Annotated in this window: 19 protein-coding genes; 5 read left to right on the forward strand and 14 right to left on the reverse strand. The window is 57.6% G+C overall.

Translation table 11 applies throughout. From position 1 onward, the window contains the following. On the forward strand, positions 1-84 hold an 84-nt coding region (locus tag ACP7E4_RS17810), incomplete at its 5' end, for an IS3 family transposase (protein ID WP_426114669.1). Positions 85-486: 402 nt separating this feature from the next. Beyond that, the gene (locus ACP7E4_RS17815) at positions 487-2,343 is read left to right on the forward strand and encodes a beta strand repeat-containing protein (protein WP_426116257.1); all 1,857 of its coding nucleotides are present in this window, start codon (positions 487-489) and stop codon (positions 2,341-2,343) included. A gap of 192 nt (positions 2,344-2,535) precedes the next feature. Here ACP7E4_RS17815 and ACP7E4_RS17820 read toward each other — a convergent pair whose 3' ends face one another. After that, positions 2,536-3,681 carry an acyltransferase family protein gene (locus tag ACP7E4_RS17820; protein ID WP_426116259.1) on the reverse strand — a complete coding sequence of 382 codons (1,146 nt, stop codon included), beginning with the start codon at positions 3,679-3,681 and terminating at the stop codon, positions 2,536-2,538. A gap of 357 nt (positions 3,682-4,038) precedes the next feature. On the opposite strand from ACP7E4_RS17820, the gene ACP7E4_RS17825 reads away from it, so the two are divergent. After that, on the forward strand, positions 4,039-4,446 hold the full coding sequence (locus ACP7E4_RS17825) for a SwmB domain-containing protein (protein WP_426116261.1): 408 nt from the start codon (positions 4,039-4,041) through the stop codon (positions 4,444-4,446). 287 nt (positions 4,447-4,733) lie between these two features. Here ACP7E4_RS17825 and ACP7E4_RS17830 read toward each other — a convergent pair whose 3' ends face one another. Next, positions 4,734-6,275, reverse strand: coding sequence for a class I SAM-dependent methyltransferase (locus ACP7E4_RS17830; protein WP_426116263.1), 1,542 nt, complete (start codon positions 6,273-6,275; stop codon positions 4,734-4,736). Between the two features lie 351 nt (positions 6,276-6,626). On the opposite strand from ACP7E4_RS17830, the gene ACP7E4_RS17835 reads away from it, so the two are divergent. After that, a complete protein-coding gene (locus tag ACP7E4_RS17835; protein WP_426116265.1) occupies positions 6,627-7,832 on the forward strand; it encodes a trypsin-like serine protease in 1,206 nt (401 codons plus the stop codon). Between the two features lie 31 nt (positions 7,833-7,863). Here the strand turns inward: ACP7E4_RS17835 and ACP7E4_RS17840 are convergent, their stop codons facing one another. The 12 genes from ACP7E4_RS17840 to ACP7E4_RS17895 all read right to left on the reverse strand — a co-directional run bounded on the left by ACP7E4_RS17840 (position 7,864) and on the right by ACP7E4_RS17895 (position 19,374). Next, positions 7,864-8,937 (reverse strand): CDP-glycerol glycerophosphotransferase family protein, encoded by a 1,074-nt coding sequence (locus ACP7E4_RS17840; RefSeq protein WP_426116267.1) that lies wholly within the window; start codon positions 8,935-8,937, stop codon positions 7,864-7,866. Then, the gene (locus tag ACP7E4_RS17845) at positions 8,934-9,119 is read right to left on the reverse strand and encodes a hypothetical protein (RefSeq protein WP_426116269.1); all 186 of its coding nucleotides are present in this window, start codon (positions 9,117-9,119) and stop codon (positions 8,934-8,936) included. The genes ACP7E4_RS17840 and ACP7E4_RS17845 overlap by 4 nt, the downstream gene beginning before the upstream one ends. Positions 9,120-9,323: 204 nt before the next feature. Further along, positions 9,324-10,037, reverse strand: a complete 714-nt coding sequence (locus ACP7E4_RS17850) for a phosphocholine cytidylyltransferase family protein (protein ID WP_426116271.1) — start codon at positions 10,035-10,037, stop codon at positions 9,324-9,326. A gap of 12 nt (positions 10,038-10,049) precedes the next feature. Continuing rightward, on the reverse strand, positions 10,050-10,670 hold the full coding sequence (locus ACP7E4_RS17855) for a gamma-glutamyl-gamma-aminobutyrate hydrolase family protein (protein WP_426116273.1): 621 nt from the start codon (positions 10,668-10,670) through the stop codon (positions 10,050-10,052). Then, complete coding sequence (locus tag ACP7E4_RS17860; RefSeq protein ID WP_426116275.1) at positions 10,667-12,982, reverse strand: PEP-utilizing enzyme; 2,316 nt, start codon at positions 12,980-12,982, stop codon at positions 10,667-10,669. Before ACP7E4_RS17860 ends, ACP7E4_RS17855 begins: the two co-directional genes overlap by 4 nt. A gap of 5 nt (positions 12,983-12,987) precedes the next feature. Next, positions 12,988-13,737 carry a class I SAM-dependent methyltransferase gene (locus tag ACP7E4_RS17865; RefSeq protein ID WP_426116277.1) on the reverse strand — a complete coding sequence of 250 codons (750 nt, stop codon included), beginning with the start codon at positions 13,735-13,737 and terminating at the stop codon, positions 12,988-12,990. Then, a complete protein-coding gene (locus tag ACP7E4_RS17870; RefSeq protein WP_426116279.1) occupies positions 13,734-14,282 on the reverse strand; it encodes an adenylyl-sulfate kinase in 549 nt (182 codons plus the stop codon). Before ACP7E4_RS17870 ends, ACP7E4_RS17865 begins: the two co-directional genes overlap by 4 nt. 78 nt (positions 14,283-14,360) lie before the next feature. Next, positions 14,361-14,564 (reverse strand): hypothetical protein, encoded by a 204-nt coding sequence (locus tag ACP7E4_RS17875; protein WP_426116281.1) that lies wholly within the window; start codon positions 14,562-14,564, stop codon positions 14,361-14,363. 62 nt (positions 14,565-14,626) lie between these two features. Then, on the reverse strand, positions 14,627-15,820 hold the full coding sequence (locus ACP7E4_RS17880; protein WP_426116283.1) for a DUF4214 domain-containing protein: 1,194 nt from the start codon (positions 15,818-15,820) through the stop codon (positions 14,627-14,629). A 131-nt stretch (positions 15,821-15,951) separates the two neighbouring features. Beyond that, positions 15,952-17,115: a glycosyltransferase family 4 protein gene (locus ACP7E4_RS17885; protein WP_426116286.1), complete on the reverse strand. Its 1,164-nt coding sequence runs from the start codon at positions 17,113-17,115 to the stop codon at positions 15,952-15,954. Continuing rightward, positions 17,112-18,071, reverse strand: a complete 960-nt coding sequence (locus ACP7E4_RS17890; protein WP_426116288.1) for a GDP-mannose 4,6-dehydratase — start codon at positions 18,069-18,071, stop codon at positions 17,112-17,114. Before ACP7E4_RS17890 ends, ACP7E4_RS17885 begins: the two co-directional genes overlap by 4 nt. Before the next feature lie 130 nt (positions 18,072-18,201). Beyond that, the gene (locus ACP7E4_RS17895) at positions 18,202-19,374 is read right to left on the reverse strand and encodes a glycosyltransferase family 4 protein (protein ID WP_426116290.1); all 1,173 of its coding nucleotides are present in this window, start codon (positions 19,372-19,374) and stop codon (positions 18,202-18,204) included. 314 nt (positions 19,375-19,688) lie between these two features. Between ACP7E4_RS17895 and ACP7E4_RS17900 the strand changes: the two genes are divergently transcribed. Further along, the gene (locus ACP7E4_RS17900) at positions 19,689-20,036 is read left to right on the forward strand and encodes a hypothetical protein (RefSeq protein ID WP_426116292.1); all 348 of its coding nucleotides are present in this window, start codon (positions 19,689-19,691) and stop codon (positions 20,034-20,036) included. Positions 20,037-20,216: the final 180 nt, after the last annotated feature.

Genomic DNA, 20,216 nt, shown 5'->3' on the forward strand with positions numbered 1-20,216 from the left:
CGTTATTACAACTATGATCGAATCAAGATGAAGCTGGGCGGGCTAAGCCCTGTAGCGTACAGGGCCCAGTCCGCGATAGCCTAATCAACAGCTGTCCAACTTTTGGGGCGCACTTCACGAACCGGTAGGAGGGAACTTGTCCCCGAAAAAGCCACAGCCAACCTCAATCTGCCTTCCCCACCTTCATTGCATGAGCCACCGTCATCGAGGACAAGTCCTCTCCCACCAGGAGTACGCGTTGCTTTTGGTGGGAGAGGACTTGTCCTCGATGAGGCCTGCCAGCCGATATTTATATTTTATATTTAACATTTTGGCTTGGAACTAATCCGAATATAACAAAAGCAATTTATCGTCAGTAAAAATAATCGCTAAATAAATGAATAAACAGGTAGTTATAATTATTTCCCACAAGAAAGCATGCTATATTCAGGCTCCTCTGATAATCCCGATTTTGACGCGTTGCGTGACGTCAGGATTATTTAACTAATGGATTTAGGAATTAAAATGGCTGCCTCGACGTATTTTGATCAGGTTCAACAACTTTATATCGCTTACTTTGGCCGCCCGGCTGACACGGTAGGTCAAGCCTATTGGGCCGACCGAATCGACGCCGCCAATGGCAGCATCGCTTCCGTTATTGCCGGTTTCTCGGCCTCTGCCGAATCGGTTGCCTTGTTCGGCACCGCGACCAGCGCGCAGAAGGTTACCGCCATCTATCAAAATGCTTTCGGCCGTGCGCCTGAAGCTGCAGGCCTGGCTTACTGGGTCGCACAATTGGACTCGGGTAAAGTCTCTCAGGCCCAGGCTTCGTGGACCATCCAGCAGGCAGCCGGTCCTGGCGATGCCAGCGCTGTGAACAACAAACTGATTGCCGCCAAAGCCTTCACCGCGCAGATCGACACTAACGCTGAAATCGCCGGCTACAACGGCGCCGCCGCTGCTGCCCTGGCACGCACTTATTTGTCCAAAGCCGATGCGACCTACGCGTCGATTGCCAACGTGGCGGTTGATTCTATTGCTGCGGTGGGGACTGCCACGGGCACGGCGGTAGTAACGCCGGTTACCCCAGTCACCCCCTCTGCCTTTACTGCGACGGTTGCCAACCATGTAGCGACTTTCGGCGGCACTGCCACGGGTGATATCTCCGTAGCCTGGGCCGCTGGTGTAGGCGTATCGGACGCTACATTCTCCCGTGGCGGTAATGTTGCAGTGCCCGTGGCTGGCGTAACTTCGGTCGCGCTTGCTTCGACCGACGTCCTGGCTGGTTCAGCGGCCACGCTTGTTGGTTTGACCGTTACCGGCACTGGCGGCGTCAAGTTGACCGACACCGCTGTGGCGTTGACCACCAAAACGTTCGCCGCAACCACCTCGTCGGATGTGTTGACGGTTACAGGGGCTACTGCGGGCGCTGACCTTTCGCTTTTGACGGGTTTTGAAAACATTCACCTGTCGGGCAGTTCCACAATAATCACCATTGCTAACGGTGCGGGCACGGTGGTCGACACGTCCGCTGCCGTTATTGTGACCTTGGGTGACCTTGGTCAAGTATTCAATGGCAGTGCGGGCGACGACACCGTTGTAGGTGGTTCGGGTAACGACACTATCTCCGCGGGTGCCGGTGTCAATACACTAACGGGCAATGCAGGTAACGACACTTACAACATTGCCAACGGTTCCACCAATGTAATTAACGGTCTTTCCACCGGTGATATTTTGGTTGTTGGTACGGCTGCGACTGTAACCGCTAGCAACATAACGGACTTTGTCGCAACATCGGCTACATCCAATGCGGGCACCGTGACGCTGAACGCTGGCGTGGCCGTTTCTACAATCAACCTGACCGCTGCCACTGGTGCTAATGGGTTCACGGTTGTAGGTGGTGCTGGGGCCGATATTATTACTGGCTCGTCCAAGGCTGACGTTATTTCCGGTGGTATTGGTGCTGATGTTTTGACCGGTGGGGCAGGTGCAGATACTCTGACGGGCAATGCTGGCGCTGACCATTTCGTGATCGGTAATACTGATTCGGGCCTCACGGTATTAACGGCCGATCACATCACTGACTTTGTGGTGAGTTCAGACAAGCTCGTCCTGGGCGTAGCGGCTACCAATGGCAATACCACTATCGTGGCTGCTGCTGCAGCAGATTTCGGCGCCGCCTTGATAGCGGCGAACGCGTCGTTCGCACTCGATACTAACGGGAATCAAGAGTATTACGTCGCTAACAACGGTGTTGATACTTATGTGTTTGTGGACAATGGTGCTACGCACTCTGTTGCAGATCAGGTGATCGTTTTGACCGGCGTTGTAGGTATGGCGGTTGCAGACATCGCTGCTGCATAACATCACTGATATCGGTAAAAAACCCCGCTGCCCGAAAGGCCAGCGGGGTTTGTCGTTTTTGCCTGATGAAATTTCTTCGGCTATGCCACCGCCATCGAGAACAAGTCCTCTCCCACAAAGACGGCGCTGAACCGGCAGAAGGGGATTTGTCCTCGATGACGCCCGTTTGGCTGTCGGTCGGCCCGGAGGCAGTTACAGCGCTGTTGTCGTTGTTGATTGCGCAAGTGCTACGCGTGGCGCGGGCCTTAAACTGCGTTTACGCGCCAAGGCATTGCCCAACCGCATGGCGGGTTGCTCGATGTATCGATAAGTCAGCGACGAAAGGGCGATTGTTCCCGCCAGGGAAGCCAGCATGTAGGCGCCTGTCGGCCAGCCTTGCAGCCACTGGACCTGACCGATTTGCGCCAGCCACGACAGGGTGTAGAACACCACCGGATGGAACAGATACAGGGAATAACTGATGGTGCCGAGCCATACCAACCAAGGCGTTTTGACCTTGCCGTAAATGGCCAGCCCGGCAAAGGCTGCGACTCCCAGCGCATAGGGAACAAAGAAGTGCAGGATTTTGATGTCCGCATTCACCAGCAGGTAATACGCCACGGCAAAAACAGCCATTGCCGACCAGACGCCGATAAAACCGAAAACTGCTAAACGTGTCAGCACAGGCATTGGTTTTTTGTCATACCAGATACGGAACAGCGCGCCCCAGAACATTACTCCCAAGTTGAGCGCGAGTGTCGACAAGGCAGGTGGCAAGGTAAAAGGCGATATGTGGCCGATAAACGCCAGGCCTATCGGCAATAGACACAGCGCACTCGATACAACGACCAGCGCGCACAAGACATAGGCCGAGTGCAGCCATCCTTTCAGAAACAGCATCACGCACAGGCTATAAAAGACCAGTTCAGTTTGTAGCGTCCAATACTGACCCTGAACAGAAGTGAACCCCAGCGCCTCTTGCACCATGGTCAGGTTCCAAAAGACGGTCGCCAATGAAATTTCCTTGCCCCACAGGTACCAGAAAGTCACGAGTCCGAAAGGAATGGAAATCCAGTAAATGGGATAGAGCCGGAACAGTCGCTTGATGAGGAATTCGCGGCACGCCCCAGGCTGCCCGGGCTTGAGGCTTGAGGGGATGACGAAGCCGCTGATCGCAAAGAAGATAACCACGCCCAATCTGCCGAAATCCGCGAAGTGGGAGATGTCGTTCAGTCGATCCTGAAAGGAGGGGGCGGCAAACAGGACAAAATGCTCACTGGTGTGCATCCATATCACCAATATCGCCGCTATCGCTCGAAGGCAGTCGATATGCGCAAAGCGCGTATTTTGGGGCGTCATGAGGAGGGCAATCCTTGCTCTGCATTTTTTATGTACGTGAGTGTATCTGCCTTGTATCAATCTGGTAATTAAACATTGCTTCATGCAGGCGCATCGAGACGGCTGTGCTTGATTGCGAAAACATATGCGTAGGGAAAAACTTTCGAATATTTAAAGTCCGATTGGAATTCAGCCAGTTTTTTTACGTGCAGGGGGCCCCCGGCATGGTAGCCATCGCGTCTGTAACGGCCGTTTCACCCACCGCCGCCGATGGCTCCTACAAAGTGAGCGATGTCATCAGCATCCAGGTGGCTTTCAGTGGCCCTGTGGATGTCACCGGTTCACCGCAGCTTGAGCTGGCATTGGGTTCGGCCCGCAATGCTTCGTTTACCGGCCTGGGTGGCAGTGCTGGTGATCGATGCAACCGCAAAAACCGCGACCTTGACCCTGACCACGCCCGTCACCGCAGGCCAGAGCGTTACCGTCGCCTACAACGACCCGACTGTTGGCAACGACATCAACGCCTTGCAGAACGCCGCCGGCACCGATGCCGCCAGTTTCAGCGCCACGGCGGTGACCAATAACACCGCCTTCGTCACCCAGCTGTATCAAAACGCGTTTGGCCGTGCGCCCGACGCTACAAGGCTGGCCTTTCACGTCGCCCAACTGGCCAAGAACCCTGGCGCTACTGGGCTGGCCAGCGTGATCGCCGATTTTGTGGACTCGCCGGAAATGGCGATCAAACTCGCAGGCGTGGTGGATCAGGGGATTGCGTTGTACGCCTGACCCACTGCTATCGGGGACAAGTCCTCTCCCACCAAGGCAACGCGCATTGAAGTGGGAGAGGACTTGTCCTCGATGACGCCTTCCCGGACAAGTCCGGTCCTACCGGGCCTGCGCAAACCGGTAGGAGGGGACTTGTGCCCGAAGAGGCAAGCTTGGCCAACCTCAATCTGCCAGGCTCGGCTTCGTTGCCTGTGCCAATGCTTCGAGGACAAGTCCTCTCCCACCAAGGCAACGCGCCCTGTGGGAGAGGACTCGTCCTCGATAAGGCCCTCCCGGTAACCTCAATCTCAGGCGATTTTCAGTGCTTTGAGGATGACCAGCGACTTCTCGGAAAAGTCATCGGCCTGGGCGGTCAGCTCAGCGAGGTTTTCTTCGGCGCTGCTCAGGGCTTTGCCTTCTTTCATGATGCTTTGGCCCTGACTGGCGAGGATCTGCCAGGCATGTTGCGCCCATTCCGAAGGCTGTTTTCTGCCTTGCTTGAGGGCCATCAGAAACAGCTGTTGAAAGCGGCCCACTGACACCCCGCCACCGGTCACCGGGCTGGCCAGGGTTTCAATGCGGTTGTCGAACCGGGCTTGCTGGCACAGATGCAGGTTCAATGCGGTGCAGCGTGTCTGCACCTGTTTCTCGGCCGCTTCGCTCTGGCACGGCGCCACGGCGCCCATGCCGATCAGTACGGCGATAGCTTGTTGCAGGGAACCATAGAGAGTCGCGGGCAAGGCGGTTGCCAGCTGACGCATGGTTTTGGGGGCATAAGCCTTGGCCGCCAGCGCCTCGATCAGCGGGCCGTAGGTTTCGGCTTGCAGGGTAGCTTCGCCCACGGCTCCCGTGACTTTGCTGGGAACGCTGTCTGCCAGTTGCAGCAGTACGAAACGCGTATCGAGCAAACGCTCGCGCTGTTCGCTCGCTGATAATCGGGTGGCGCCACGCAGATACAAGTCTTTGCGAAACTGCTGATTGACGAAGTAATCCCGGGCCTGCTCGCGCATGATCGGGTGTTCGATGCCTTGCAGAAACGCCTGGCCTTCGGCACCCAGGTTGATGGCGTCCACCGAGTCCAGCGGCACGGCCGTGGCGGCGTAGTCGAGCTTGCTGCAAGACAGCGCATCCACTACGTCAGTGAAGTACATGCAGTTCCAGTCACGATTGAAATACTCATGGGCAACGTACTGACGATTTTGCCCCATCACACCCTTTAGCTTGGCGTCCAGGTTTGGCACCGCCTTGGCGTATATGGGTTGGGCCGCCAGCAGCGCCTCGGAGAATTTTAGTGCCGCATCCACTCGCTCGGCAGCACCGGTCGATGTCGCGGCAAAGCGGTCGTGCAGGGTAAACAGCTGACGCAGCGGCGCGGAAGGCGACCAGCCAGGGAAGCAGTTGTAGCTGATATAGAGCACACCGCCGGGTTTGAGGTAGCGACGGGCAAACTCGGCGATCAGTTTTTGATTTTCGCGGCTGACCCAGGTCCAGATGCCATGCAGGCTGATGCTGTCGAATTGCGGCAGGTCATCACGGGCCAACAGTTGCTCGAAACTGTCGTCATACAGCCGCGCGCCGTTGGTGTAACTGTTCGCCAGTGCGTTGGCATGCGCCGCATGGGCAGGGTTGAAGTCCGTAGCCACGTAATGGCCCGGATTGGCCGCCGCATGGATATTGACCGAGACGCCCTGGCCGAAACCTAATTCGCAATGCTGGGGGTTGGGACTCTCGACACTGGCAAAGCCATTCAACAGCAAACAATAGCGCTGGAAAACCGGATTGATTTCCCGGTAATAGCCGTAGGTGTAACCCACGTCCGTAAAATAACCTTCGTTCCAGGCTCCGCTCATGACTTGTCCTTAAATATTGAGAATGAGAGGTTTTCTTATAAAGGGGACGGGCAGCGTGCCACAAGAAAAATTGTATCTACCACCTTCGAGGACGAGTCCTCTCCCACAGAGGCGCGTTGTTTGGTGGGAGAGGACTTGTCCTCGAAGCATTGGCTCAGGTAACGAAGCTCTGTCAGGCAGATAGAGGTTCGCCGGGCGGGCCTCTCGGGGACAAGTCCCCTCCTACCGGTTTTGCGCAGATCCGGCAGGAGGGGACTTGTCCTCGAAGGTGTCACCGCGTATTCATCCCTTGCATCTGTCTGCCGATACAGTGGCGATGCGCTCATCCAGTCCGAATGCAATGGTATTTCTATGGTCTCCACAGTTACTTCTTATACGGACATGCGCAACCGCGCCTTGGCGGGTGAGGGTTACGATGGGGTGGTGATGGTTTCGGTCGCCGGTTATTACGGCACCGGGGTATTGCTGTATGACGGGCAGGCGATTCTGACCGCCGCGCATTTGTTCACCCACGGCAGCACCGCTGCGACAGTAAGGTTTGAGACCTCCGCAGGTACTCAGACGATGGCCACCAGCAAGGTCAGCGTCATGAACTATGACGCGGCCAATACCAATAATGATCTGGCGATTGTCTGGCTCACGGGACATGCGCCGGTGGCGGCCAATCGCTACGAGCTGTACCGCAGCAGCGATGAGATCGGCAAAACCATGACCATGGTTGGCTACGGTCAGCCGGGTACCGGTGACAGCGGTGAGTCGCTGACGTACGCCGCCGCGCCGATCCGCCAGAAGGCCAGCAACCAGTTCGATGCTGATACGGCAACCCTCAAGGCCGCACTCGGCTCGATCATGAGCTGGACGCCTGCAGCCGGTACTCAGCTGATCGCCGATTTTGATAACGGCACCACGGCGCAGGACGCCTTGGGGCGCTTTCTCAATGTGCAGAGCACCGGGCTGGGCCAGGTTGAGGGTTCAATTTCGCCGGGCGACAGTGGCGGTCCGGCATTCATCAACGGCAAGGTGGCGGGCATTGCCAGTTATGTCACCAGCCTGAGCCAGGGCAATACGCATCCGGACATCAACGACACGCTGGACAGCAGCTTCGGCGAAATCGCTGCCTGGCAGCGGGTCAGTGCTTATCAGCAAGCGATCGACCAGACCTTGCGCGCCAATTACGTCAGCGCGCCGACCAAGGCTTCGGAAGTCAAACTAGCCGTGACCGAGGGCAACAGCGGCGTCGTCGATGCGTATTTTTTGCTGGAATTCACCGGTGTGCGCAGCAATGCCAACCAGGTGCTGAGCGTGGATTACACCACCCGCGATGGTACGGCCAGGGCCGGGGAGGATTATGTAGTGACCAAGGGCACACTGATTCTTTATCCCAACGAGAACCAGGCAGTGATCCCGGTAGAGATCATCGGCGACACCAGACCCGAGGCGAATGAAACCTTCTACCTGGATGTAAGCAACCCGGTGGGCGGCAGCTTCGGTACCGGCGTACTGGTCCTGACCGGCATGCGTACGATCGTCAACGATGATGTGTTTGTGTTTGTGTAGGTGGCAGGGGGCAGGCTCAGCGCCGTGGCTTTTAGCCTTGCTTGAGCAGGGTTTCGACATTGCACAAAGCCATGACGGCCATCTCGGCGGAAAAGCCATAGCTGTTGACGAAGTACTGCTGACGAAGGCGCTGCCGTGCTTTTGTCTGGGCAGCCCAAAGTGTGTCATCGGCGAGCAGTGCGGGCAGATTCCAGCGCTCTTGCTCATCGACATTAATGATCTCTTCGCGCAGCAGGACATCCGGCGAGCTTTCACCGGTCATGGCGCTCTGTTCGGCGCCGGGGACGTTCAGCAACAGCAGGTTCTTGTCCAGATACAGGGCACCAAACGACGTGCCGCCGTAGTCGCACACCACGTAATCGGCGCAGCGGAACAGGTTCAGGTTGTCATAGACCGTGACGATCACGGCCGTGAAGTCATAACCGTCGAGAATCGCCAGCACGTGGGGTTCGGCTTCAACTGACAGCGGGTGAGTCTTGACGATCACGTTGTAATCGCTGCACAGCGCGGCCATTGCGTCGGCAAAACGGCTGATCGACGATAACTCCAGCCAGCTCGGCAGCCAGAGCACGGTTTTCTTCGCCGGGTCGAGGGTCAGCCCCGGCGGGCTGACGCCCAGCAGCTCCGGTTTACGGAAGTACTCGTCATAACGCGGATAGCCCATCTGAAAGGTCACGGCATCGCAGCACGCTTTCAATTGCTTGGGCTCCCAGGGCCCGAAGCAGAGGATCAGGTCGTAGTGGCTGTTCCAGGCAGCGAAGTTGTGTTTGGCCGCGCCCAGGGCGTACATGAAGCGCACCTGAATATTGCCCAGTGCCTTGATCAGCGGCTGATCGCCGTGATCGTACATGCTCACGTTGGAGACCACGATGTCGTAGCGATGCCCGATATTGAGGATGCTCACGCTCTCGAACCAGCGGTAACCCAGCGCTTCGGCCAGGGCTCGGCTTTTGGCGCGCTCTTCATCGGTGCCGTGGATCACGATGTCGAAGCTGTCTTCGCCCAGCAGCCGCCATATTGCTTGATAGTGATTGAACATCTCGGCGACATGGACCATGAAGGCGATGGGCCTGAAGTCTCTGGCAAGCAGTGCCTTTACGCTCATTTTGTTGCCCCGTTGAATGCATTCAGCGTCGTGATCAGATGAGTTTGCCCGGCGTCGCTGAGGGTGTGATAGAGCGGTAGCGACAAAATCTGCTGGTTCAGCGTCTGGGTTCGCTCGACATCGAGAATCTCGCCAAACAGGTGCGCGCCATGCTCCATCAGGTTATTGACACAGCTTTGCATGTTTCCACTCGCTCATTGTTGCTGGTAGTACTCAAATCCTGTTATCGGCGGGCCTGGGTGTAAATGAAGGCGAATCAAGAATATTAAATAGTGCAAACCGCCCTGCAGGCATTGCCAATCCTGGCCTTGTGGACAGAGCTGGCGCTGATCGCCACTATTTGCCATCGACACGAATAGGAAGTAGAGACGGGCAGGGAATGATCACTACTGATAGAGAAAAAGATCTTCAGAAGAATCTACCTCTCCCCATTCTTCTGAATACGCAAGGGCGTGTATCGGGATCTTACCCGCATCAATGACCTGCTGAAGGGTGTTGGTCATATGCACTTTGTCACACTGCGTCGGGGTTAACGCTGAGCGAAGCCGGACTATTTCTGCCCAACTGTCGGGTGTGAGGCGCAATAGCCCCATGTATTGGCCCTGAATATCGTCTACAGATGTGGGCTTGTTGCCGATTTCGGCCAACGTGTTGGCTGGTGTCAGGCGGAAGGTTTCGGCATCCAGTAATGGATTGCCGAAACGCTCTGTCCACAGTTCCAGCCAGTTCGGGTCATACGTCACCGCCAGGGCAGCCTTGCTCGCCATAAGCGACAGAACCGCTGCCGGGCTGTAGAAAATATCGGAATAGCTGACGATGCATGGTTGCGCCTGTAGCCAACTGTCGGCACACGCCAATGACGACACCATATTAGTGTCTGCCCAGCGGGCGTTATGAAATTCAACCAGCCCTTGGTCTGCCAGCAACTCGCGCTTGTAGCCCGTGACGATGGCGATCTCGGAAATACCTGCACCGCGCAGCGCCGCAAGTTGCCACTCCAGCAGCGTCTTGCCGCGCAACTCGACCAGGCATTTTGGACGTTCGTCAGTAAGGCTTTTCATGCGGCTGCCACGGCCGGCAGCCAGAATAATGGCTTTCACAACAGTTTTACCTCATGAAATCTCGAACAACTGCTTCAATCGATGAACGTCGTGTGCGGCAAAAGCCTCTTCGCGTTCCGGATGCCACATCCAGCCTTCCCAGGGCAGGCTGAGGTGTCGGATGGCTTCTATTTCGCCATCTTCACTGCGCGCCAGAACCGCAAATTCCTTTGGGCAAGCGGCCAGAGAAAAACCGTGATAGCTGTTCACGTCAGCAATTATTTGCCCGGACACTTTATGCCGCGTCCGGACATGACCTGTAACAGGTTTCAGCTCGCCGCCTGCGCACTGCGCGATCATCTGCATGCCCCGGCAAATACCGAGTACTGGCAGACAGTGGGATCGTGCATGGTCAAGCAAACGGGTTTCGGTCAGATCACGTGCGCGGCACTGGCCGACGTCGTTGCCTCCCGAAAGCACAATAGCCTGCGGCGCTACCGCGTTTAGCCACTCATGCAGGGCATCATCAGTCTGCTCGCCGTCGAGTGTTTGCAGGGCCAATATGTTGGGCACCGGCACTGGTAAAAGGCCGGCGCTTAGCAGAAACGTGATCAGGCGCTGGTCGAGGGCGTCACGGCTTTCATCTCGCTCAGGAAATACGTCCACACGCTGGCTTACGGCCACAACCTTCACGACAGTATCTCCACCCAGCGCCCGGGGCAGTTCACATGCAGGCGCTGCGCCGTTGACCAGCGGCGATAGAGCACTTCACCGGCACCGATGACTGCCGGCAGGCCCAGTTCGCCAGCACGAATGGCCATGTGTGAGTTGGCGCCGCCCCATGCCGTTATCAGCCCGGCAATCGGATAGGCGAACAACCAGTCAAACCCCGGGTCCGCATTGGGAATGCAGACAATCGCCCCCGCCAACCGCTCTCGGTCATCACTGCCGGCCACGGGTGCAGTTACCTGTTTCTGGGTGATGAAGTTGGGGGCTGTTTCCGGCCATTCGAAGGACCAGACATCCTCGGGTCGGGTAATTATCGGCGGCAGCGATATCTTCAGCGTTTCTTCGTAGCGAGCCTTGCCCTGCTCAATGCTGCGCAACAGCACATCCTTGGGGTCGACTGCGGCAACGTGTAGCTCCTTGAATACACTGATGTCGCAATAGGCCAGCTCTTCGCGGCCAATGCCGTGCTGAGCGCCCACTTCGACGATTAAAGCCAGGGCATCCGAGAGATTGCGGGTGAAGTGAAACTTGGCGAGCTCGCGCAGTTCGATTCCGGCCTGCAGGAAGTCCAGCAAACCGACCGGATCAGGTTGCAGGCCGTGCTCTTCCAGTTGCTTGACGATTGCGCGCATCTGCGGAAGGGTCAGCGAAAACGGTTTTGCCGGCTCGGGGACGGCCGGGCGCTGAGTCCAGTCGAAGTAGAGTTCCGGTGCTTCATCGTATCGAGGCGACAGGATGTCGTAGGTGCCCGGGCGCAAGTGTCCGTAGCGCGCGAGAAAAGTGGTCTTGTCCAGGGTTGCCCGGTCACGTGCCAACTGGCCGCTGACGGTGGAGACGCCCGCCATGAAACCATCGTAGTCGGCCTCGGAAAACACGCCTACAGTCACCAGGGACCTGAGCATTTGCACCGCGACGAAGCCAGCACGTGCCAGGCCCGCGAAGGGCAGCGTGCCGTAGCGCTTTGCATCCTCCAGCAGCCAGTAGATCCGCTCCAGCGGGTCGGCATTGGAGGCGAGCAGTTCTTCACGTCGCGCACTCAGCATGTCGAGCTTATTGGCATCCGCGCGCCATAAGCCATCCTTGGGATGAACGATGCGATTGGTCAACTTGCGCAAACTGGTGCTGATGGCTTCTAGCTCATGCTCCAGGAACCCGGCGCTGGCCAGACGCTCCAGTCGATGCGACAAGTCCAGTGTGTAGCACGAAAAAACAATCTCGAACTCCACCTTGTCGTGCAATGTCGGTTCGGCCAAGAGCCGATCGATGTAGTAATCGACCAGCCGTCCGGCCAGTCCCTCATCGAGGTCTGCCGGAATGAAAGAGTTGAATGACAGGCGTACATCAATGTACGGCAACCCGAAGAAGTGCGGCATCAACGGGAAGCTACGCAAGTTGCGGTAGCCATAATTGTGGCGCTGGTAAGCCCAGATCGAATCAGTCACCAAATCACGGTACAGCGAGAGTGCCAGCGGTTTGGGACGGATGCCGATAATCTCGGCTGGATTCCAGTCCGGCATCACCCCGTAGACGGTACGCTGGCCCATCAGGAAGGGGTGCGGCTGCATGCCCCTGGCCACTTTGCGCTGGATACTGTCCAGGCGAGCGGCCTGTGTTGCCTGGGACTGCGCAGGTGCCGGCAAAATCAACTGCCGGGCCTGTAGCAGCCACAATACGTCGTCTTCTGCCTCACGCGTGACGGCGAACTCGCAGTCCACCGGTGCGCCATCGAACAACTCCAGTAACTCTTCGAGCAGGGTAATCACGGGGGCTATATCGGGCGGTGGCGGCACTTTGCTGTTTGCTGCCTGTTGCCAGAGTCGCCCGCCCTTGCCGCCAGTGACCGACGCGGTGTCACTGCCTTGCGACCAATTCACCAGTCGATAGGGCGCACAGGTATTGGGGTCGTGGGAAAAAGCCACGCCTGCGCGAACGACGTTGTTCAACATCGGCTGAATCAGTACCTCATCTGCCGGATGTGCCTCGCCATAACTGGCGATTACTTGCTCAACCGCCGATACCAACCCGGCTTCATCGACCCCTGGAACAGAGAGAAAGGCCCCCGCACACGACCCCTGCGCGCTATCTTCGCGCAGACAACTGGAGCGCACGATCCACGGACCCGCCCCCACCCGGCCCTGAACATCCAGCAAACAGGCTTGCCTATCGAGTTGCCAGTCCTTCACGGTGAACGACAGCAGCGCAGCAATACGAGCCGACATAAGCGATTCTTGCAGGGTGACCAACGTGCCGGCTTTGGTGGAGAAATGCAGCGGCATCAGCCTTATCTCAACTGTGCGACCCAAATATTGGTCGAGTATGGAATCTGGATCGAGGACGTCTCGAGGCTTTGCAGATACTCATCGATTGCGCTAATCACCTCATGGAATTTCGCACCGGCCTGGCGCTCCAGCGTCGCATGGGAGCGCCACGCCTCCAGACACTCTGCAATGCTTTGCTCGTGAATGACCCGCGCATCAAGATGAACAACCGCACCGAACAGTGCGCTGGCATCGATTACCGCCGTTTGATCTTCACGTCGCGTGCCGTAGCCGTAGCCCTGTACCCGCTCTTTAATGATGGCTTCAATGCGGGCCTGGACAGGATCATCAAGATGACGATGATTCCACATGCAGGCGAACCAACCCTTTGGTTTAAGGATGCGCGCCGTTTCCTTGAGCGCCTGCTGGCGGTCGCAGACATTAAACGAGCTGCCAAAAGTGACCATATCGAAAGCGTTCGCCGCTTGCCCGGTAACTTCACCGGTGCCTTCATGCCAACTGACATTGGCAAGGTCCGCGGTACGCTTGATGCCATTGGCTCTCATCGCATCATTGGGCTCTACGGCTACAACATCCAGACCGCGACTGGCCAGCATGATGGTCAGGTGGGCGACACCTGCGCCGACATCGCAAAAGCTGTCGCCTTTTTCTGCGCCTGCTATCGAGAGCATCGCGTCTATCGCGGCCTCGGCATAGTCAGGCCGTTTCAGATAAGCGTCGGCCAGGGTGGTGTAATCCCATTCGGTTTTCATGCCCACTTCCTTTTATAAAAATGCTGCAGTAAATCATCACTGATCGTTTGTAGGGAGCGCAGAGGGTCAAACGCGACCACCCAATCTGCCGCGTCCGGCTCATCGACCGATAAATCGAGCCCGGCGACATTGTGCAACTCACCCGCATCAAAGCGTCGATAAATACCCTTGGGGTCCCGGCGGCGCAGTTCCTCCATGGGCACCTTCAAGTGCACCTCAAAGTAACCCGGTAGATTGGCTCGATTCCACGTATGAACCTCGCGGAACAACGAAATGGTGGCGATCACTATGATGTGGCCTTGCGCCGCAATGACTTTGCACAGGCGAGCGTACTGCATCGCCAGCGCCAGTCGACCCTCACGGCCATGGTTTTGTGGGTTGGCAGCTGCTGCACCAAAGACATCGCGCAGCTCGTCGCCGTCCAGCAGGACCACCGAGTGGCCATCGTGTCGAAGCCTGGCAACCAGCTCACGGGCCAACGTCGATTTCCCCGCCCCCGACAGGCCGGTAATCCACATCACGTGTTCGGTAACGTCAGCGTTCATATTGACTAGGCTCATTTGCGGTTTAGAGGTGCTGATTACCTACAGTTCACGATAGTAGCGGCACGTATTGTTGATTCTTTAGAGATCAGCCTCGGATGGCAGTTTGCCAATGTGCTCCGCTGCAAAGTACCAATCAACTGGTACCACCTTCATATCCAGGCTCATGGCGGCTTCGCGGGCTGAAGGTTCGGTAGGACCGGACTTGTCCGGGAAGGCGTTGCCGCAGACACCGGATGGGGTCAGGCTAAATGATGTCGGCCAATCCGCCGCCATCGGGGACAAGTCCCCTCCTACCGGGTTGTGGGAGAGGAATGTCCTCGATAGCGTCGACGCAGGAAGTCCGATCAGACCAGAAAATCCCACTGATTCTGTTGCAGGTACGCCCCCACCAGTTCGTTGGAGGTAACGAAACCCTGCGCCACTTGCTCCAGAGTCTGGTGGCCCTGATCGATCTGCGCACTCCAGTAAGCCTTGCCGACCGGGTCGGTGGCGCGGTGCAGGATGACGTTGTAGAGGGTGTCCAGATCATGGCTGGTCTGGCCATTGAACAGCGTGTTGCCCGACTCGGTGGAGCGGGTCATGGTGATCGCGACCTGCCCCAGGCTTTGCCCGGCCTTGACCTGATTGTCCCAAAAGCCGAAACCGTCCAGATCTGCCTGGCGGCCGAGGATATTCTGGTACAGCGTGGCGATGGCTTTTTGGGCCGTGGTGGCGGTGATGTCGATGATCTGGTCGATCATTTTGATCTGCTCGACGTTGATCAGCTTCATCGTGACTTCATGACCGCCTTTGAGGAGCACGTAGCCCGCGTGCAACTCGATGCTTCCCGGCCCGACATCTAGAGTGTCATAGCCTTTGCCGCCATGAAACAGCGTGTCGATTCTGGCCAGGCCGAAGCCGGTTATCAGGGTGTCATTGCCGCCACCGGCGTACACCGTGCCGCCCCGGCTTACCTCTTGAAAAACCTGACTGGCGTCATCCCCAATCACAAAATGGCCGTTAGTGGCCATATCCACTGCGGCTGTCCCCAGTACGACGACGAATTGCGCATAGGAAAGCACCGTGGAGCCCACGGCCATCAGGCTCGCATCGATCACTTGGGCATCATGGCCGGAGATCGCGCCTATGGACAGCCGATCGACCGGGGCAAATGCGTCGGTGATCGGCGTGATGGTCTGCACCTGCACGGAATCGGTGGCTGACAGGGTGTTGAGGTATTTCTGTGTGTAGGTGCTGATGTAGGCGTTTTCGGCCTTGCTGTGGACGATGGGCACCGCGTCGACGGCGGCCTTGATCGTAGCGGCGCTGGCGGATAGCGGTTTGCTATTACCGGTGATGGACACCACGCCGAAGCCGATGGGCAGGTCGACGTAGTTCTTGCCCATTTGGATATAGGCCGAGGTCGGGTCGCCATAGGTATCGACCCGCGCAGCCGTGACGATGGGAATCGAAACCCGTAACGCGAATTCGCCATTGGCCAGGGGTTCGGTGCTGCGTGTGACCAATACACCATCTTCGAGAGTCGTGCCGTCTGCCATGTGACCTCCATGTCTGCCATTGCGGTTGAGGCGCGAATGTCAGGATATTGAGCGAAATGCAAAGAGGCTGATCGTAACAAACTCGATACGCTTCAATCAGCATGGGCGACGGCTGGCCTGATTGCAGAGGTCTACTGCCCGACCAGCCGATAAATTTCCGCCGTCTGTTGCGCGCAGCGTTGCCAGGAAAATTCCTTGGCGCGCAGCAATCCGGCGGCGGCGAGGGGCTGGCGCTGGCGGTCGTCAGTGAGCAGGGCTTGTAGACGTTCGGCCAGATGTTCGTAGCTGCCGCGCTCGAACAGGGCGGTACTGCCGGCGCTGAATTCGGCCATGGACGTGTCGGCGCTGCACAGCACCGGAACACCGCTGCTCATGGCTTCCAGCACGGGCAGGCCGAAGCCTTCATACAGCGAGGGATAGCAAAAAACACCGGCCCCGGCGTACAGCGCGGGCAAGTCGGCGGCGGGAACAAACTTCAAGTGGCGCAGGCCATGACTTGCCGTGAGTTCAGCGATGCGCGCCTGCAACGCTTCGCCATGCCAGCCCGCACCTCCGGCCAGCACCAGCGGCATGTCGCGGCGCAGGGACTCGGGCAGGCTGCACCAGGCGTCGATCAACAGGTCCACACCTTTGCGCGGCTCCAGTGTGCCAACGAACAGCACATAGCTGCCGTGCTGCAAATCATGCGTCTGTAAAACCGATTCAGTCTGCGCTGCGCTGTGTGGCCGGAAGCGCGCATCGGCGCCCAGGTATACGCTGCGCACTTTTGCGGGCGCGACGTCGAAGCGCTCAATCAGCTCCTGACGCACGCACTCTGAATCGGTGATCAGAAAATCCGCACGCGCCAGGGTATTGGGCAACTGCTGGTTGAGCCAGGCCACACGCGCGGGTGGATGCAGCTGCGGATGATGCACGAACGACAAATCATGAACCGTGGCAATGCTCAGGCCGGGATGGGCTTTGAGGATGATGTTGGGCTCGTGATAGATGAAATCTTTGTAGCGTCGGGCGTTGAGGCGCAACTGCCCGTTGCGCAGGGTTTCGCGCAGCCGATAAGCCAGCGGCAAGGCACTGAGCACACGGCGCAGGCCACTGGCCTCGCGTGGCGACTGCTGAGTCTGGGCCGCATCGCAGACTTGCAGGGCGTTCTGTGCGGTGCTGAAGCCTCGGGTATTGAAGCACTCGACGGCTTCCAGTTGCGGCAAGCGGGTCAGTTCCTGCAACAAGTGATAGGTGTAATTACCGATGCCGGTCAACGGCGGGACCAGCGACTCCGTATTGAGCAGGACCTTCATGAAGTCGCAGAAACCTGCGCGCGCCAGTAGGCCAACAACTGTTCGAGGGTCGAGTGCAGGTTGATCGCCGGTTGCCAGCCGATGGTTTCGCGCATGGCCTGGCTGTCACCGGTGGCGCTGGGGATGTCCGAAGGGCGCATGCGTTCCGGGTCCTGGGTCACGCTGATCTCGGCGCTGCTCATGGCCAGCATTTCGTCGAGGATGTCGCGAATCTTGCGTGGCTGACCGGAGCAGATATTGAAGCAGCGCGGGTAATCGCTGCCGCGTTCGGACAATTGCAGCAACTGGACGTAAGCAGCGCACACATCATTGACGTCGAGGAAGTCGCGGCTCGCGTCCAGGTTGCCAACTTTCAGCGTGGGTTCTTGCTGGCCGGCTTCGATCAGGGCGATCTGGCGGGCGAAAGAGGCGGTGACAAAATCTGCCGACTGTTGCGCACCGATGTGGTTGAACGGTCGCACGATGACGCCCGGCTGGCCCTGACGGAAATATTCGTTGAAGGCGGCTTCGGCCGCAAGTTTGCTGGCCGCGTAGGGATTAAGCGGCTGGCACAGGCTGTCTTCACGCAGCGCAATGCCTTGCTTGAAGCTGGCGCCATAGACTTCCGAAGAGCTGACAAACAGCACAAAGGCGTCAGGTGCCTTGTTTCGCAGGGCCTGCAACAGGTTGACGCTGCCAATGACATTGGTCTGCCAGGTCAGCAGCGGCTCCTTGAAACTCATCGGCACGTTAGTGATGGCGGCCAGATGCACCACATGCGTCGGTGCGGCTTCGGCGATGGCTTGCTCAAGCGCTGCGGCATCACGGATGTCGCATTGCACAACCTGATCGGCATGCGCAGGCGAAGGTGAAGTTGAACCGGTCAGGGCAATGATGTGATGCCCGGCCTGTTGCAGCAGCTTGCACAGAATCTGCCCGACAAAACCGTTGGCGCCCGTGATGAGGGTGCGTTGCATGATGGAAATTCCTTAATGGCCGTGGCGCAAGCGGGCGAGTTTAACAGGCCGGACCGGCCCGCGGAGCTCGACCGGACTGGGTGGACTGCCTGAATCAACCGGGTCGCACGCAACCGGGTGTTAGTGATATTCAGTGAGGGCTGACCATGCGGTAAATCTCCAGGGTCTCTTTTGCACAACGTTTCCAGGAGAACTCTTTGGCCTGCAGCAAGCCGGCATCAGCCACGCTTCGGCGCAGCTGCTCGTTGCTCAGTAAGTCGGTCAGTTGCGCGGCCAGTTGTTCATCGTTGCCGCGCTCAACCAGCAATGCGCTGCCTTGGGTGAATTCAGACATGGACGTATCAGCCGTGCAAATCGAGGCCACGCCGCTTTGCATCGCTTCAAGCACCGGCAAGCCGAAACCTTCGTACAACGATGGATAGGCAAACACCGCAGCTCCCGCGTACAGAGTCGGTAGATCGCTGCCCGGCACGAAACGCAACTGTCGAAGGCCGTGGCTGATTTCCAGCGCCTTGATGCGTTCATCCAGGCCTTCGTTATGCCAACCGGGCGCACCGGCCAGCACGAGAGGAAATTGCTCACGCAGCGCTTGGGGTAAACGACACCAGGCGTCAATCAGGGTATCGACCCCTTTGCGTGGCTCCAGCGTGCCGACAAACAGCACATACCCGTCGTGTTGCAGGCCATAGCGCTCCAGTGTCGGGCGGGTCTGCTCAGGGGTTTGCGGGCCGTACGCCTCACTTGCCCCGAGATAGACAGTACGCACTCGGTCAGCATTGACGCCGAAATCACTGATCAGCTCGTCGCGAATAATGTCCGAGTCCGTGATCAGAAAATCAGCGCGCTTGAGGGTTTTGGGCAGTTGAGCTGTGAGCCACTCCACACGTTTCTGCGGATGAAACTGCGGATAGTGAATAAATGACAGGTCATGAATGGTGGCCACGCTGCTACCGGCGTAGGCCTTGAGCATGAAATTGGGCTCATGGTAGACGTGGTCACGAAATTTGCCGGCGCGCATACGCAGCTGGGTATTACGCAGGATCTCGCGTGCACGATAAGTAAAGGTCCAGCTGCGCAGCAGAGCGCGTAATTGCGACGGCGCTGGAGCATCGCTTTGGGCGTATTGCTTGCTGGCGGCAATGCAATTGGCCAGCGCTTGCTCGCCCGAGCAGTGCCGGGAGCCCATAAAGCAGTCGATGTTCTCAATATCGTGAGCCTGCAACTGTTCGATCAGGTTGAACGTATAGTTGCCAATGCCCGTCAGCGGCGGGATGAGAGATTCGATATTGAGCAATAACTTCATGAAGTCGGACTTACCTGTCAGCGCCTGTCTGGCGCACATCGTTTAGGTGGAGGCGGGCTGACGGCTCTGGTCGATGCCATGCAGCCGCGCGCGAGTCTAACAGCGACGGCAACAACTGGAGACACCTTGGTGTCAAAAATGGGTTGCGAAGGGCCAAACCCTTCAAAAATGCCCTTTTTTTGACGCCATTGCCGGCTTTTTTAGCCCGCGCCGACACATTGGTAAATTTATTTTCATTTGAGAGTTGACGGTTTTGCTGGCGCGAATCATTGTGGCGTTTCAATATCACCAATAGTTCCATCGAGAATCAATTAATGAATAAAGTGCTTGTCGCTGCTGGCCTTTCGCTTTTTGCCATGCATGCTGTGCCTGCTTTCGCTGCGACAATCAACATCGAGAACAAGTCCTCGTGGGAAATCCATGAGATCTATTTCGCGCCATCGAGCCAGGACGACTGGGGTGATGACCATCTGGGAAAAAAAGTGCTCAAGCCAGGCATGACCCTGACCCTGACCGGTGTGACGGCGGGCAAATGGGATGTACGTCTGGTCGATGAAGACGAAGACGAGTGCATCGTCAAGAATCAACAAATCAGCGCGTCGGAGAAGTTTTCCATCGACGACGACGATTTGCTCGGCTGCCAGGCTGCAACCGAAGAGTAAGTTCTGATCGTTAGCCATTCTCCAGGGTGGTTTGTGATTTGAAGCTGTGCACCGTGGGGGGGTTCCCCACGGTGCTTTTTTTTTGCCTGCTGTCCCGTCCTTTGTGGTCTGAAGTGGGAGAGGACTTGTCCTCGATAAGTCAGCCCGGCCAACCTCAAATCTGCCTGACAGCCACTTCAG

This window comes from Pseudomonas sp. DSP3-2-3, from assembly GCF_049898225.1.
GTDB lineage: Bacteria > Pseudomonadota > Gammaproteobacteria > Pseudomonadales > Pseudomonadaceae > Aquipseudomonas.

Coding starts and splice junctions, on each gene's coding strand:
- ACP7E4_RS17820 (WP_426116259.1), bottom strand. CDS start 3,681: ATGACGCCCCAAAATACGCGCTTTGCGCATATCGACTGCCTTCGAGCG.
- ACP7E4_RS17890 (WP_426116288.1), bottom strand. CDS start 18,071: ATGCAACGCACCCTCATCACGGGCGCCAACGGTTTTGTCGGGCAGATT.
- ACP7E4_RS17840 (WP_426116267.1), bottom strand. CDS start 8,937: ATGAGCGTAAAGGCACTGCTTGCCAGAGACTTCAGGCCCATCGCCTTC.
- ACP7E4_RS17825 (WP_426116261.1), top strand. CDS start 4,039: ATGCTTCGTTTACCGGCCTGGGTGGCAGTGCTGGTGATCGATGCAACC.
- ACP7E4_RS17870 (WP_426116279.1), bottom strand. CDS start 14,282: ATGAACGCTGACGTTACCGAACACGTGATGTGGATTACCGGCCTGTCG.
- ACP7E4_RS17830 (WP_426116263.1), bottom strand. CDS start 6,275: ATGAGCGGAGCCTGGAACGAAGGTTATTTTACGGACGTGGGTTACACC.
- ACP7E4_RS17885 (WP_426116286.1), bottom strand. CDS start 17,115: ATGAAGGTCCTGCTCAATACGGAGTCGCTGGTCCCGCCGTTGACCGGC.
- ACP7E4_RS17845 (WP_426116269.1), bottom strand. CDS start 9,119: ATGCAAAGCTGTGTCAATAACCTGATGGAGCATGGCGCGCACCTGTTT.
- ACP7E4_RS17815 (WP_426116257.1), top strand. CDS start 487: ATGGATTTAGGAATTAAAATGGCTGCCTCGACGTATTTTGATCAGGTT.
- ACP7E4_RS17865 (WP_426116277.1), bottom strand. CDS start 13,737: ATGAAAACCGAATGGGATTACACCACCCTGGCCGACGCTTATCTGAAA.
- ACP7E4_RS17895 (WP_426116290.1), bottom strand. CDS start 19,374: ATGAAGTTATTGCTCAATATCGAATCTCTCATCCCGCCGCTGACGGGC.
- ACP7E4_RS17860 (WP_426116275.1), bottom strand. CDS start 12,982: ATGCCGCTGCATTTCTCCACCAAAGCCGGCACGTTGGTCACCCTGCAA.
- ACP7E4_RS17835 (WP_426116265.1), top strand. CDS start 6,627: ATGGTCTCCACAGTTACTTCTTATACGGACATGCGCAACCGCGCCTTG.
- ACP7E4_RS17880 (WP_426116283.1), bottom strand. CDS start 15,820: ATGGCAGACGGCACGACTCTCGAAGATGGTGTATTGGTCACACGCAGC.
- ACP7E4_RS17900 (WP_426116292.1), top strand. CDS start 19,689: ATGAATAAAGTGCTTGTCGCTGCTGGCCTTTCGCTTTTTGCCATGCAT.